Origin of the sequence: Pseudoalteromonas sp. BSi20495 (assembly GCF_000241185.1) — a bacterium.
In the GTDB taxonomy this organism is placed as follows: Bacteria; Pseudomonadota; Gammaproteobacteria; order Enterobacterales; family Alteromonadaceae; genus Pseudoalteromonas; species Pseudoalteromonas fuliginea.
Genome location: NZ_BADY01000048.1, coordinates 1 through 14,945, shown reverse-complemented (window position 1 = coordinate 14,945; position 14,945 = coordinate 1). Strand labels below are relative to the sequence as shown.

General features: G+C 40.6%; 10 protein-coding genes and 1 pseudogene. 5 read left to right on the top strand and 6 right to left on the bottom strand.

Annotation, left to right across the window (positions count from 1 at the left end; genetic code table 11):
• Window positions 1-12 precede the first annotated feature (12 nt).
• On the bottom strand, window positions 13-2,832 hold the full coding sequence (uvrA, locus tag P20495_RS13275) for an excinuclease ABC subunit UvrA (protein ID WP_008135235.1): 2,820 nt from the start codon (window positions 2,830-2,832) through the stop codon (window positions 13-15).
• Window positions 2,833-2,994: 162 nt separating this feature from the next.
• On the opposite strand from uvrA, the pseudogene P20495_RS21940 reads away from it, so the two are divergent.
• The 5 genes and pseudogenes from P20495_RS21940 to P20495_RS22455 all read left to right on the top strand — a co-directional run bounded on the left by P20495_RS21940 (window position 2,995) and on the right by P20495_RS22455 (window position 7,801).
• Window positions 2,995-4,361 (top strand): annotated as a pseudogene (locus P20495_RS21940) (MFS transporter).
• A gap of 20 nt (window positions 4,362-4,381) precedes the next feature.
• A complete protein-coding gene (gene ssb, locus P20495_RS13280; protein WP_007378609.1) occupies window positions 4,382-5,107 on the top strand; it encodes a single-stranded DNA-binding protein in 726 nt (241 codons plus the stop codon).
• A gap of 295 nt (window positions 5,108-5,402) precedes the next feature.
• Window positions 5,403-6,521: a diguanylate cyclase gene (locus P20495_RS22465; protein WP_242401467.1), complete on the top strand. Its 1,119-nt coding sequence runs from the start codon at window positions 5,403-5,405 to the stop codon at window positions 6,519-6,521.
• A 2-nt stretch (window positions 6,522-6,523) separates the two neighbouring features.
• Window positions 6,524-7,108 (top strand): two-component sensor histidine kinase, encoded by a 585-nt coding sequence (locus tag P20495_RS22460; RefSeq protein WP_008135226.1) that lies wholly within the window; start codon window positions 6,524-6,526, stop codon window positions 7,106-7,108.
• The gene (locus tag P20495_RS22455; protein ID WP_306304975.1) at window positions 7,109-7,801 is read left to right on the top strand and encodes a response regulator; all 693 of its coding nucleotides are present in this window, start codon (window positions 7,109-7,111) and stop codon (window positions 7,799-7,801) included.
• Window positions 7,802-8,078: 277 nt separating this feature from the next.
• Here P20495_RS22455 and P20495_RS13290 read toward each other — a convergent pair whose 3' ends face one another.
• The 5 genes from P20495_RS13290 to P20495_RS13310 all read right to left on the bottom strand — a co-directional run bounded on the left by P20495_RS13290 (window position 8,079) and on the right by P20495_RS13310 (window position 14,628).
• A complete protein-coding gene (locus tag P20495_RS13290; RefSeq protein WP_033015439.1) occupies window positions 8,079-9,473 on the bottom strand; it encodes an NAD(P)(+) transhydrogenase (Re/Si-specific) subunit beta in 1,395 nt (464 codons plus the stop codon).
• A gap of 10 nt (window positions 9,474-9,483) precedes the next feature.
• The gene (locus P20495_RS13295) at window positions 9,484-11,022 is read right to left on the bottom strand and encodes a Re/Si-specific NAD(P)(+) transhydrogenase subunit alpha (RefSeq protein WP_008135221.1); all 1,539 of its coding nucleotides are present in this window, start codon (window positions 11,020-11,022) and stop codon (window positions 9,484-9,486) included.
• Between the two features lie 113 nt (window positions 11,023-11,135).
• Window positions 11,136-12,155, bottom strand: a complete 1,020-nt coding sequence (gene adhP / locus P20495_RS13300; RefSeq protein WP_202945844.1) for an alcohol dehydrogenase AdhP — start codon at window positions 12,153-12,155, stop codon at window positions 11,136-11,138.
• A 225-nt stretch (window positions 12,156-12,380) separates the two neighbouring features.
• Entirely contained in the window at window positions 12,381-13,163 is a 783-nt protein-coding gene (locus P20495_RS13305; protein ID WP_008135217.1) for an acetoin reductase, read from the bottom strand.
• A 73-nt stretch (window positions 13,164-13,236) separates the two neighbouring features.
• Window positions 13,237-14,628 (bottom strand): NAD-dependent succinate-semialdehyde dehydrogenase, encoded by a 1,392-nt coding sequence (locus P20495_RS13310; RefSeq protein WP_008135215.1) that lies wholly within the window; start codon window positions 14,626-14,628, stop codon window positions 13,237-13,239.
• Window positions 14,629-14,945: the final 317 nt, after the last annotated feature.

Sequence of the window (14,945 nt, the reverse complement as noted above, 5' to 3'; positions counted from 1 at the left end):
TTTTTATTGGTATTAAAGCAATGGCTTTAGGTAATGACCTGTGTGCGAACGCTCACATTCGGCTACTTCTTCTGGTGTACCGGCAATGAGTATTTCACCACCGCCAGCTCCGCCTTCAGGTCCTAAATCGATAACCCAGTCTGCTGTTTTAATAACATCAAGATTGTGCTCAATAACGACAATTGTATTGCCGTGATCGCGCAGGCGATGTAATACAACAAGCAGTTGTTCAATGTCGGCAAAGTGTAAGCCTGTTGTTGGCTCGTCTAATATATAGAGTGTTTTACCGGTATCACGCTTTGATAGCTCGCGTGCTAGTTTTACACGTTGCGCCTCACCACCTGAAAGTGTGGTAGCGGCTTGTCCTAAGCGGACATACGATAAACCAACGTCCATCAGCGTTTTAAGCTTACGCGCAATAGCCGGTATTTTATCAAAGTAATCATGAGCGTCTTCAACAGTCATCTCAAGTACTTGGTGTATGTTTTTACCTTTGTATTGTACTTCGAGCGTTTCACGGTTATAGCGTTTGCTCTTACACACATCACACGGTACATACACATCAGGTAAAAAGTGCATTTCAACTTTAATTAAGCCGTCACCTTGGCACGCTTCACAGCGTCCGCCTTTAACGTTAAAGCTAAAGCGACCTACTTTGTAGCCACGTGAACGCGCTTCTTGTGTGCCTGCAAATAACTCACGAATGCCGGTAAATATACCTGTGTAGGTTGCCGGATTTGAACGCGGAGTACGACCAATCGGACTTTGATCAATATCAATCACTTTATCAAAATGATCTAAACCGCTAATTGATTTATACGGTGCCGCTTCGGCAGTTGTTGCGCCATTTAGCTCTGTATGAGCAAGTTTAAATAAGGTGTCGTTTATTAACGTTGATTTACCCGAGCCCGATACACCTGTCACACACGTCATTAAACCAAATGGGATTTTTAAATCCACATTTTTAAGATTATTACCCGTTGCGCCAAATAGCTCTAGCCATTTGTCGTTTGTTGGGTGACGTTCTTTTGGTATTTCTATTCTACGTACGCCTGATAAAAATTGGCCCGTAACAGACTCTTTGCTTGCTAAAATATCGTCGCGTGTACCTTGCGCAATAATATGCCCACCATGAACTCCCGCGCCTGGACCAATATCAATAATATGGTCAGCGGCACGAATAGCATCTTCATCGTGCTCTACCACAATAACGGTGTTACCTAAGTCGCGTAAATGGACCAGTGTTTGTAGTAAGCGGTCGTTATCGCGCTGATGTAGCCCAATTGATGGCTCATCTAGTACGTACATTACACCTACAAGGCCTGCACCAATTTGGCTTGCTAAGCGAATACGCTGAGCTTCACCACCTGATAGTGTGTCGGCGCTGCGCTCAAGTGATAAGTAATTTAGGCCAACGTTAATTAAAAACGATAAACGGTCGCGAATTTCTTTTAGTATTTTTTCAGCTATTTGGCCTTTTTGTCCAGTTAGCGTTAACCCTTCAAAAAACTCCATAGCTTCACCAATACTCATGCACGTGATTGCAGGTAAGTTGGTTTTTCCAATAAATACATTTCGAGATTCTTCGCGTAAACGCGAGCCATTACAGCTAGGACATGCTTGGCTTGTTTGGTATTTAGCAAGCTCTTCGCGTACTGAGTTTGACTCGGTCTCGCGGTAGCGGCGATTCATGTTATTTAAAACGCCTTCAAACTCATGATTACGCGTAATTAAATCGCCACGGTCGTTACGGTAATTAAACGCAATTTTAGTGCTACCAGAGCCATCTAAAATAATTTTTTTCGAGTCGCTGTCTAAATCTTGATAAGGCACATCTAAATCAAAATTGTAATGATCCGCAACCGCTTGCAGCATTTGATAGTAATAAAAGCTGCGTTTATCCCATCCTTTAATTGCACCGCCAGCAAGGCTTAATTCCGGGTTATGCACTACGCGATTAGGATCAAAATATTGACGTATACCTAAACCATCACAGGTTTGACACGCACCAGCTGGGTTATTAAACGAAAACAAACGCGGCTCAAGTTCAGTCATTGCATAGCCACAAGTAGGGCAGGCAAAATTTGCTGAAAATAGAATCTCTTCAGCGCTGCTATCGTCCATGTATGCTACATGTGCAACGCCATTAGACATTTCAAGTGCGGTTTCGAACGATTCTGCTAAGCGTTGTTGTAAGCCATCTTTTACTTTAAATCTGTCTACAACAACTTCTATTGTATGTTTTTTATGAAGCTCAAGCGTTGGAGGATCAGACAAGTCACATACTTCACCGTCTATACGGGCGCGAATATAACCTTGGCTAGATAGCTGTTCTAATAACTTAACATGCTCACCTTTACGCTCTTTTACTATTGGCGCAAGCAGCATTAATTTACTGCCCTCAGGTAGAGCCAAAACAGTATCTACCATTTGGCTCACTGTTTGCGCAGCAAGTGGTAAATCATGTGTAGGACATCGTGGTTCGCCAACGCGGGCAAACATGAGTCGTAAGTAATCGTAAATTTCGGTAATAGTACCTACGGTTGAACGCGGGTTATGAGACGTTGACTTTTGCTCAATAGAAATTGCAGGAGAGAGGCCTTCAATGTGATCTACATCAGGCTTTTCCATAAGCGATAAAAATTGTCTTGCATACGCAGAGAGTGATTCAACATACCGGCGCTGCCCTTCTGCATAAAGTGTATCAAATGCAAGTGATGACTTCCCCGAACCAGATAGACCAGTAATAACTATTAATTTATCACGTGGAATGGTTAGGCTGATGTCTTTTAAATTGTGCGTGCGGGCGCCTCGGACTTCAATGTTTTCCATGCTATCTCGTTTATTGCCAAAATTATTTACTCAGTATCGCATAATACGAAGCAATATTAATCCTTGATCAATGAAAAATCCTTACTTATAGGCGATTAATTATTGCCAAGCTTATGGTAGAATCCCAACCTCAATTTTTCATAGAGTAAGATCACGCAGATAATGACCGCATCTTCACTTAATTCACGAGAAAAACGCGCCGCAGTATCGCTGGCGAGTGTGTTTGCATTTAGAATGCTCGGCTTGTTTATGCTGATGCCTGTATTGGCTATTTATGGACAATCGCTTGAAGGTTTTTCGCCTATTTGGATTGGTTTTGCCATTGGTGCGTATGGTTTAACGCAAGCAGTACTGCAAATACCTATGGGCCGATTATCCGATAAAATTGGTCGTAAAAAAGTTATTGTGGGTGGCTTAGTTGTATTTGCCATTGGCTCTGTAGTGGCTGCATTAGCTGATTCTATTCAAATGGTTACTGTAGGGCGCGCTCTACAAGGTATGGGCGCAATAGCCAGTGCACTACTCGCGTTTGCTTCAGATTTAAGCCGTGATGAGCAACGACCAAAGGTAATGGCCGTTATTGGCATGAGTATAGGAATGAGCTTTGCCTTTGCTATGTTACTTGGGCCAATTGTTGCAGCTTCGTGGGGTATTGCGGGCGTATTCTGGTTGACTGCTATTTTAGCTGTCTTTGGTATATTTATAGTGACCATGCTAGTGCCAAAGGCGGTAAATAAAGCGCCCAAAGGCGATACATTAGCAAGCTTTAGCGACATTAAAAAATTAATTAAGCACCCCCAGTTAGCACGATTAAATGCAGGTGTATTGTTATTGCATTTAACGCTAACCACAATTTTTGTGGTACTGCCGAGTCAATTAATTAAAGATGGCTTGGTTGCCGACCAGCATTGGTATTTGTATATTCCAGTGCTATTTTTAGCATTTTTATTAATGGTACCAATAATGATTGTGGCCATTAAAAAAGAAAAGAAAAACAAGCGTTTATTGGCTCAGTAGCCTTGTTAACTATTAGTATGTTAGCAATGTCGGTATGGGTTAATAGTGTAGTAGGCATTGCTGTGTGTATGCTGCTTTATTTTGTGGCGTTTAACTTTTTAGAAGCCACTATGCCTGCGCTTGTATCGCGAATAGCACCTGCAAGCCAAAAAGGTTCAGCAATGGGTGGCTACTCATCTAGTCAGTTTTTAGGCGCCTTTTTAGGCGGTATGTTAGGTGGCTATGTAGCACAAACTACAACGACGCAAGCTGTGTTTGCGGCAGCGGCACTTGTTGGGTTAATATGGCTTATTATTGCGTGGAAAATGCAAGTCCCACCCAAAAGTAAAGTTATTAGTTTAATGACCAAATTAGATTCTGAAGAGCATGCTCAAACGCTTGCTTCTCAGTTAGTTGCTTTACCAGGCGTAATAGAAGCAACTGTGGTTCGCGATGAAAGTCGCAGCTATTTAAAGATTAATGATAAAGAATTTGACCTAGACCAAGCGCGTAAAGTAGCTGGTTTAATCTAACATTTATAGGAGATGGTTCCATGGCACGCGGTGTGAACAAAGTAATTTTGGTTGGTAATTTAGGGCAAGATCCTGAAGTTCGTTATATGCCTAACGGCAACGGTGTAGCAAATATTACCTTAGCAACTTCAGATAGCTATAAAGATAAAAACACTGGCCAAATGGTTGATAAAACTGAGTGGCACCGTGTTGTATTCTTTGGCAAGTTAGCTGAAATTGTTGGTGAATATTGTCGTAAAGGTTCACAAATTTATGTTGAAGGTAAACTTCAAACACGTAAGTGGACCGATCAACAAGGCCAAGAAAAATACACTACAGAAATAGTTGTAGATGGCTTTACTGGTCAAATGCAAATGTTAGGCGCACGTGGTGGCGATCAACAAAGTGGTGGTTACCAAGGTAATCAGCCGCAAGGTGGACAACAAGGTGGTGGTTACCAAGGTAATCAAGCGCAAAGTGCTCAACAAAGCGGTGGCTATGGTCAAAATAATCAAGGCCAAAATAACCAGCAACAAGGTGGTTATGCTCCACAACAGCAAGCAGCACCTGCAGCGCAACCTCAGTCAGCGCCAGCACCACAACAAAATAACCAATACCAACAACCGCAAGGCGGCTTTGCACCACAACAAAATAGTGCACCGCAGCAACAAGGTGGTTTCGCTCCTAAACCACAAAGTGCTCCGCAAGGTGGCGCATCAAACCCAATGGAACCAACCATTGATTTTGATGACGATATTCCGTTCTGACCTAAGACAAAATACAAAATGTTGAAAAAGTATTTTAAAGCCGCTTAATAGCGGCTTTTTTGTTTTTAAAAAGATGTAAAAATGACATGGTGTATCTATAAAACACTATGTCACTATTATCTAAACAATTAGCCACGTAACTGAAGCTAATGTTTATATCAATATTATTAAAATATGACTCATTCTTGCGAGCTAAATAACTTATCTACTTTGTTTCTTCTCTGTTGTAGAAGTATTTGCCAATCGTAACAGTTGCTCATTTTATTTTATGTAATTTGTATTAGTTGATATATAAATGATTGCAATCTATCCTCTTCAGACTTTTTTAAATGAAGCTATGGGAAATATGAAAACTCATATCGTAACAGTATTTCTATTTTTTCAGCTTTTTAGTGCTAATTTGCATGCTCAAGTATCATCCGAGACTACGCAAGTTCTATTAATTAATTCTATAAATCAAGATATGCCATGGCAAAAAAGTGTTGAGGTTGGATTACGTGCAGAATTAACTAGACAAGCTTTTGACTTTGATCTCTTTGTTGAAAATATGGATGTTGGTCGCTTTGATGAAGTACAGCAAAAAAAAGTGATGAAACTGTATTTACAGCAAAAGTATCAGAACAGAAAAATTGATATCATTGTTACTCAATCGGTATCAGCTGCAGCGTTATTGACTGAATTTTATGGTTTTTTTCCAGATGTACCAAAAATATATCTAGAGCCAGGCGCTAATTTTACAGTACCTGAGAGTATCAATACGGTCACAATAAATGCTAAATTAGACTACAAGCAGGCAACTCAAGATGCAGTTAATTTAATAAACCCAAAAGAGCTCATTGTTATTTTAGATACGACGAATGACATGGGGCGTAATTTTTATCAAAATCTTCTTCCGGTTATTAGTAATGATTTTCCTCATTTGAGGATAGAAAAATGGTTTGATGTGCCAACCGAGACCTTAATAAATAAAATAAATAATGCCCCATCTGATGCCATTGTATTGTTTACTCCTATTTTTCGAAAGTACAAGGGGAAGCAGTTAAGTCCTTTTCAGTTTGTAAAATTACTAACAAGTGATAACCAAGCTCCTATTTTTAGTTATTGGCATGCGTTATTAGGTTCTGGTATTGTTGGCGGGTACTTATTATCGGGCGAAACCATTGGTAATCGCATCGCAGAATCAATCATATTTTTTAAGGAAAATAAAAGCTTAAAACCGATTGATGATGAAAAACTCAGTGCGCACTATTATGATTGGAGACAATTAAAAAAGTTTAAAATAGATCCTCAACGTTTACCCCAAGGGTCGATGCTTTCCTATTACGAACCTACCTATTTTGAAGAAAACAAAATGCTTATTTATAGCGCAATTATTATTATATTAACGCTAAGTAGTTTTTTAATGTTTTTTTAATTTTGAATAGCAAACGCGTACAGCTGTTAAAAGAGTTAGATAGCGAAAAATTAAAACTAGAATTTCGTGTTGAACAACGAACCAAAGAGTTATTAACAGCAAAAGATGAAGCGGAGCATTTAGCTTTGGTTAAATCAGAGTTTTTGGCTAATATGAGTCATGAGATAAGAACCCCAATGAATGGAGTTATAGGCCTCACCAATATTTTACTTGAAAGTGAATTGCCACTAAAACAAAGGCAGTACCTAGATAAAATTAAATACTCTTCGGATCAATTGTTAATCGTGATAAACGATATCTTAGACTTTTCTAAAATTGAATCAGGAAATACTAACCTCGAAGAATTTCCTTTTTCGGTTAACGCTGTTGTAGATTACATAAAAACAACGTTTGAAAACCAAGCTCAGGACAAGGGCATTAAATTTATAGTTAATGTAGCATCAAATGTTCCATCTGATTTAGTCGGAGATGTTGTTCGCATTAATCAAGTGCTATTAAATTTATGCTCTAATGCAATAAAGTTTACTTCACACGGGAAGGTGTCTGTTTGCATTCATGCAGAGCAAATACTGAACGATGATGAATGAATATTAATACACTTTATTGTTAAAGATTCAGGCATTGGTATCGCACCTCAAAACGTATCTCACTTATTTGATGCATTTACGCAAGAAGATAGCTCTACGACCCGAAACTTTGGCGGCACAGGATTAGGTTTAACAATAAGTAGACGTTTGTGTAAGTTAATGGGAGGCGATATTTCTGTCGTAAGTACGCAACATTTAGGCAGTGAATTTACCGCATCAGTGAAAGTTAATAAGAAAATTGTTATTGCAGATTCTTTCAATTCAATTCAAACCAGTATTTTAGATTCAAAAAATTCAGCTAATCACCCATCTTTAATTGGTTTAAAGGTTTTAGTAGCCGAAGATAACGAGATTAACAAATTAGTTATTACCGCAATGTTGGAGAAAAAAGGTGTGGTAATTCATTTAGTCGATAATGGGTTTGAATGTATTCAAGCCCATAAATCTCAACAATTCGACTTGATATTAATGGATATCCATATGCCAATTATGGATGGTATTGAAGCGAGTAAAATGATACGAAATGACAGCGATAAAACGATTGCCAATATTCCAATCATCGCTTTAACAGCTAATGTTATGGAAAATGATATTGCATACTATTTATCCGTTGGCATGAATGCACATGTGGCCAAGCCGACCAAAGCATCTGAGCTGTATCGTATTATTGAGCAGTGTTTAAAGACTGCGTAGTCTAGGTAGATAAAATATAGCCGCTAAAGCGCTCCAGATAAGTGATAAAAGCCTAATACCACCACATTTGACTTAAAAAATGGTTTTATAAAAATAACAAGTACTATAATACTCAACACGCCCTAATCTAAAAGCTGGATAATAAATCAATTTTGATTCAAAAATTTAGTAGGTAGTTTAACTATTTGTAATCACGGCAATTAAGCTGATCTCAAAAATATAAGTAATGCAAAAATAACAAAGCCATGGAGTCCCCCACGGCTTTGCAACGTTACTTTTATAGTGCAGCAACAACTTCAACTAACGTATCTTTGGCATCTCCAAAGAGCATTTGAGTGTTTTCTTTAAAAAATAGTGGATTTTGTACCCCAGCATAACCAGTTGCCATACTACGTTTTAAAACAATGGATGTTTTGCCCTGCCAACACTCAAGTACAGGCATTCCCGCAATAGGGCTATTTGGTTCATCAAGTGCAGATGGGTTAACAATATCGTTTGCACCAATCACAAGTGAAACATCGACTTGTGGAAAATCATCATTTACTTCATCCATTTCAAACACAATACCGTAAGGAACTTTAGCCTCAGCGAGTAACACATTCATTTGTCCAGGCATGCGTCCTGCAACAGGGTGTATTGCAAAGCGCACATTAATATTTTTTTCACGTAATTTATTTGTGAGTTCGCATACTATTTGCTGTGCTTTTGCAACGGCCATCCCGTACCCCGGAATAATCATTACTTCTTTTGCACTCATAAGTAGTGCAGCTGTTTCGGTTGCACTTATGGTAAGCACTTCACCTTGATCTTGAACCTCACCAGATGAGGCTTTTACATTGCCACCACCAAAGCCGCCGGCAATGACAGATAAAAAATTTCGATTCATAGCTTTGCACATTATGTAGCTTAAAATAGCTCCGCTTGAACCTACTAATGCGCCAATGACAATAAGTAAGTCGTTATTTAGCATAAAGCCTGTCGCGGCAGCGGCCCAGCCTGAGTAACTATTAAGCATAGATATAACAACGGGCATATCGGCACCGCCAATTGCCATAACCATATGAACACCAAAAACTAAAGCAAGCGCTATCATAATAACCAGCGGCAACATGCCATTACCAACAGCAGACTGCACAACGAATTGCTGCCCAAGCCACGCTACAGCAACTAATAAAACAAGATTAAATATGTGTCGTCCTGGTAGTGTTAAAGGCTTACTGCCTATTCGACCAGATAATTTACCAAAAGCGGTAATTGAACCTGAAAATGTGATAGCGCCAATTAAAACTCCTACATAGGTTTCAATATCATGAATAGTTAAATCAATACCCGAAAAGTGGCTGGAAGCGTCAGCAAAATTAGCATAGCCAACCATTATAGCCGCGAGCCCAACAAGGCTGTGCAAAATAGCAATCAGCTCTGGAATCTCAGTCATTTGCACGCGTTTGGCTACAAGTAGGCCAATACTGCCACCCACTAATAGTGCAATCATCAATTCAATATAGTTATTGGTAACAACGCCCAAAACAGTCGCAAAAAGCGCAATAACCATGCCTGAAATACCATACCAATTACCTTTACGGGCAGTTTCTTGATTGGATAGGCCGTTTAAAGCCAAAATAAAAAGAACCATCGCAGCAATATATGCCACGGTTACAATACCAGTACTGATCATGACAACCTCACTTACGGAACATTTTGAGCATGCGATGTGTTACAGCAAAGCCGCCAACAATATTAATACTCGCAATTAACACGGTAAAAACGGCAAACCATTTAATGGTGTCGTCTGTTGAGCTTATTTGAATTAAAGCACCGATAACAATAATGCTTGAAATGGCATTGGTTACACTCATTAAAGGCGTATGCAGCGCAGGCGATACACTCCAAATAACCATATAACCTACAAAGCAGGCTAAAACAAAAACGGTAAAATGAGACATAAAATCAGCGGGTGCAACGCCACCAAGACCAAGCAGTGCTAATGCACCGATAGCAGCGCCAATAATAGGTCCAAATACCGATTTCTTCTTCTCAACAATAGTGGGGGTAGAAATTGGTGTTGCGGCTACCTTTTTAGGGGTTGCAGATAGTGTGGTCGCTGGTGGCGGCCAGGTTGTTTTTCCTTCTGTGCATATGGTTGCACCTAATACAACGTCGTTTGTCATATCAACAAAGAGTTCGCCGTCTTTTTCTGGGGTCATTTCGGCTAACAGGTTGTATAAGTTATTACTGTATAATTGGCTCGATTGCGTAGCAAGGCGACTTGGTAAATCGGTGTAACCAATGATCGACACACCATGACACACGGCAACCTTTCCCGGGACTGTTAATTCACAGTTTCCGCCTTGTTCAGCAGCGAGGTCGACTATTACGCTGCCGCTGTTCATTGATGCAACCATCTCGCTGGTGATCAACTTAGGCGCTGGTTTTCCGGGTATGAGCGCGGTAGTAACAATTATATCAACGTCTTTAGCTTGCGCTGCAAACAATGCCATTTCGGCTTCGATAAATTCATCGCTCATTACTTTAGCGTAACCGCCTTCGCCTGAGCCGTCTTCATCTTTAAAGTCGAGCATTAAAAACTCAGCGTCCATGCTTTCAATTTGCTCTTTTACTTCAGCGCGCGTGTCAAATGAGCGAACAATTGCGCCCATACTTTTTGCAGCCCCAATAGCGGCTAAACCAGCAACACCTGCGCCAATTACAAGTACCTTGGCGGGAGCAACTCTTCCTGCCGCTGTAATTTGTCCGGTAAAAAAGCGACCAAAATGTTGGGCTGCTTCTACAATTGCACGATAGCCAGATATATTAGCCATTGAGCTTCGGGCATCCATTTTTTGTGCCCGAGAAATACGAGGAATGCTATCTATTGCAATGGCGGTGATGCCGCGTTGAGTTAAATCTTTTAGTATCTCTGGATTTTGTGCAGGCCATAAAAAACAGATTAATGTTTGTCCACTTTTTAGTAATGTATTTTCATCAACTTCAGGTGCTTGTACTTTGAGCACAATATCAGATTGTGCCCATATATCTTGTGCTGAGTTAACTACTTCACAACCTGCTGCGATATACGCATCATCTGTGTAATTAGCCGCCATACCTGCACCCGTTTCAATGGCGACATTAAAACCAAGTTTTATTAATTTACTTACAGCATCAGGGGTTGTTGCGACTCGGCGCTCACCTGTGCGAATTTCTTTTGGAACACCGATTTTCATTTTATACCTCAGATTTTAATGCCAAGAGTAGAGATTAGTGTTTTAGGGCGTGGAATCAGTAATACGGTGGTGGTTGTTGCTTATTGGCACGTGCCCACCGTATTTATTGCTATTTAAAGTGTAAAATCAATAACTACGCGAGAAGGGACCTTGCCATTTTCGAGCCTTTCAAAAATGTTATTGATAGCGCTCAAAGGCTGTAATTCAATATCAGCTTTAACTTTGCCTTGTGCTGCAAAAGCCAATGCCTCGGCCATATCTTTGCGATTACCAACGAACGATCCTTTTATAGTGATACAATTTGCTACTACATCAAATAGCGGCGTCGGAAACTCGCCTGGTGGTAAGCCAACTAAAACACATGTACCGTGTTTGCGGGTCATGTTAACCCCTTGCTCAAATGCAGGCAGTGAAGGCGCTGTAATAAGCACGCCATGCGCACCACCTTGAGTTATTTCTTTGACTGTATCAGCGGCATTCGCTTTTTTTGCATTAACAACCGCATCTGCACCCAATGAGGTGGCATGTTCAAGTTTTGTATCATCAATATCAACGGCACAGACTTTAAGACCCATAGCTTTAGCATACTGAATTGCTAAATGACCAAGCCCTCCACAGCCTGAAATTGCAACCCACTCACCTGGTTTAGCATCGGTCTCTTTAATACCTTTGTACGTTGTAATGCCAGCACAAATTATAGGGGCTGCTTGTACTGCTGATAAACCATCAGGAATATGCGCTACGTAATTAGGGTCAGCGATAATATATTCGGCAAAGCCGCCATTTTTAGTGTAACCACCAAACTCAGCATCAGGGCAAACGGGTTCATAGGCACTTAAGCAAAACTCACAGTGTCCACAAGCAGAATAAAGCCACGGAACACCCACTCTATCACCCACTTTTACACTAGTAACACCTTCACCAACTTTAGTAACTAGCCCAATACCTTCATGACCAGGCGTAAATGGTGGGGTTGGTTTTAATGGCCAATCACCGTTTGCTGCGTGTAAATCGGTGTGGCATACACCGCAGGCTTCTGTTTTAACTAATATTTGCCCTGCATTAGGTGATGGAATATCTAAATCACGTAGAACTAAAGGTTTATCAAATTGCTCTACAACGGCTGCTTTCATTTTTTGGTTCATAATTTTTCCTATAATATTAAAAAGCTAGAAACAGCGCCTTTAAAAAGGCGCGTCAATATCAACAACATTAAATGTTAAGTCGGCTACATCTTTTGCACGAAATAATATAGAGAACAGCTCCCCATCTCACTGACTACAGGGTGATGTAGCTTGCATTTCATTCACTTGCTGCCGTAAGCCAATTTTCCTTAATCGAACACCTTGTCCGCGACCTTATCGGTAGACGATACCACCATCAGTAATGATTGCCTGGCCAGTTATGTAGTCTGAGTCTGGGCTTGCGAGATACGAAACTAAGCTTGCAACATCGTCAGGTGTTTCTGAGCGGCCTAGCGCAATGCCATCCACGAACTTCTTGTAGGTTTCACCAACAGCAGCCCCTGTAACTTCTGAAAAGCGTTTATCAATTGTTACCCACATATCAGTACCCACAATCCCAGGACAATAGGCGTTTACGGTGATACCATCGCTGGCGTACTCTTTCGCAGATGCTTGTGTTAAAGCTCGGATTGCAAATTTTGTTGCAGAATAAACACCTAACATAGCAAAACCATCATGTCCGGCTATCGATGAAGCATTAATGATCTTTCCTGAATGTCCTAGAGCTTTGAACTTAGCTGCTGCAGCCTGAATTCCCCATAGCACACCTTCAATGTTTATTTTTAAGATGCGCGAGACTTCTTCAGGTTCTACATCGGCAATAGGGTTAACCTGTGCGATACCTGCGTTGTTAACCATGACATCAAATCCACCTAGTGTATTTTGAGTATGTTCAACGGCAGCATATACTTCATCGCGGTTACTTACGTCAGCTTTAAACGTCGTTACTTTACGACCAAGATTTTCAATTTCTGAAGCGACTACTGCCATTTTTTCTTCGTTAATATCAACGATTGCAATATCAGCCCCATCGCTTGCAAGCCGTAATGCAATACCGCGTCCAATACCCTGACCAGCTCCAGTCACAAGTGCTACTTTGTCATTTATATTTTTCATAAAAATGTCCTCTAGACTTGAATTTATAGATATTTATATAAATAATTTTTCTGTATGCTATTTAACAGCGCCTTTAAAAAGGCGCGTCAATATCAACAACATCAATAAGTTTATGATTAACAAACTCTTTAATCCCTAGGCCAATTAACTCACGACCAAAACCAGAGCGACGAACGCCACCAAATGGTAGGTCTGCTTTAACCATTGTTGGATGATTGACAAAGATCATCCCGGTAGATATTTGCTTAGCGACTTCTAAGCCATGTTCAGGATTTGAGGTAAATACTGATCCACCTAAGCCAAATGGAGAGTCATTTGCAATTTTAATTGCGTCTTTTTCATCTTTTGCACGAAATAGCATTGATACAGGACCAAAAAATTCCCAGTTGCGCGCAGGATTATCTTCGCTAATATTTGTTAAAATGGTGGGTTGTACAAAGGCGCCTTGACTCGGTACTTTAGGGCCCACTTCAGTGGCTGTTGCACCAAGCTTAATAGCCTCATTGATTTTTGTTTTTAACTCATCAGCAGCGCTTTGTGATGACAGCGGAGCTAACGTAGTGGCGGGAACAAGCGGATCGCCTGCCTGCAACTTAGCAGCACCTGCAGTGTAAAGTTCAACAAATTCATCATAAACGCTATCTTCGATGATCATACGCTTGGATGATACGCATACTTGTCCACCGTTCCAGTGGCGACCAAATACCGCCCAATTAACTGTTTTTTCCATTTCAGCGTCAGCAAGTACAACAAACGCATCGGCTCCACCAAGCTCTAATGTAGACTTTTTAAGTGCTTTACCAGCGGCTGCAGCCACTATTGCACCAGCACTTTCAGAACCCGTAAGTGCAACCCCACGAACTCGTGGATGAGAAATGATCATTTCTGTTTGAGAGTGTGCGGCATACAGGTTTTTAAAAGCGCCTTTAGGTAGGCCTGCTTCGAGCATAAGTGCTTCAAATGCTGCTGCACATTGTGGAACAATCCCAGCGTGCTTGAGTAGCATCGTATTGCCCGCTGATAATTGTGGCGCAATGATACGAGCAACCTGGTAATACGGGAAATTCCATGGTTCAACAGCAAGTAGTACACCAAGCGGTTCGTGTACAACAACTGCTTCACCTTCAGCAGGCTCTGCTACGGGTAAATTTGTAGGTGCAAGAAGTTTTTCAGCGTTGTTAGCGTAGTACTCTAAAATAGCGGCTGATAATTCTACTTCGGCTTTTGCTTCTGATGTTATTTTTCCCATTTCTAGGGTTAATAAATTAGCGTATTTAATAACATTTTTGCGTAATAAGTCGGCCGCTTTTTGCATTATTTTTGCGCGTGAAGAAAAAGATGTTCGCTTCCAAGATTGGAATACCGAATCGGCATTTTCTATTGCTTGAGTGATTTCAGCATCAGTAGCATCAGGAAAGGTTTTTACAACCTCACCTGTATATGGATTTGTTGTTGCGTAAGCCATGATAGTACCCTCAATTAAGCTAAATAAGATTGTTAACACTTTCATTTTTAATGAATAACGCCGAGAAACTGCGTATGTAACTATCCTAGAGTAAGTATTGAAGTGAAACTATTGGTGATGTTACGTAAAAGCATGTGGAAAACCACAGCTTGAAAAGTTAAGTGATTGACTCAATAGAGCTAATTTTATTGTTTAGGGTCTGTTGAACTTTGCGGATTAAAATTTGTTAAAACTAGGGGCGATTTAATCGCGGCGCGAGGTTTGTAACCTAGTGGGCTCGGTAACTGCTCCTGCGTTACCCTACTGGCTTACATCCA

Excerpts from the sequence above, each read along its gene's own strand:
- adhP (WP_202945844.1), bottom strand. The coding sequence starts at position 12,155 with ATGAAAGCAGCCGTTGTAGAGCAATTTGATAAACCTTTAGTTCTACGT.
- P20495_RS13310 (WP_008135215.1), bottom strand. The coding sequence starts at position 14,628 with ATGGCTTACGCAACAACAAATCCATATACAGGTGAGGTTGTAAAAACC.
- P20495_RS13305 (WP_008135217.1), bottom strand. The coding sequence starts at position 13,163 with ATGAAAAATATAAATGACAAAGTAGCACTTGTGACTGGAGCTGGTCAG.
- P20495_RS13295 (WP_008135221.1), bottom strand. The coding sequence starts at position 11,022 with ATGAAAATCGGTGTTCCAAAAGAAATTCGCACAGGTGAGCGCCGAGTC.
- P20495_RS22465 (WP_242401467.1), top strand. The coding sequence starts at position 5,403 with ATGATTGCAATCTATCCTCTTCAGACTTTTTTAAATGAAGCTATGGGA.
- uvrA (WP_008135235.1), bottom strand. The coding sequence starts at position 2,832 with ATGGAAAACATTGAAGTCCGAGGCGCCCGCACGCACAATTTAAAAGAC.
- ssb (WP_007378609.1), top strand. The coding sequence starts at position 4,382 with ATGGCACGCGGTGTGAACAAAGTAATTTTGGTTGGTAATTTAGGGCAA.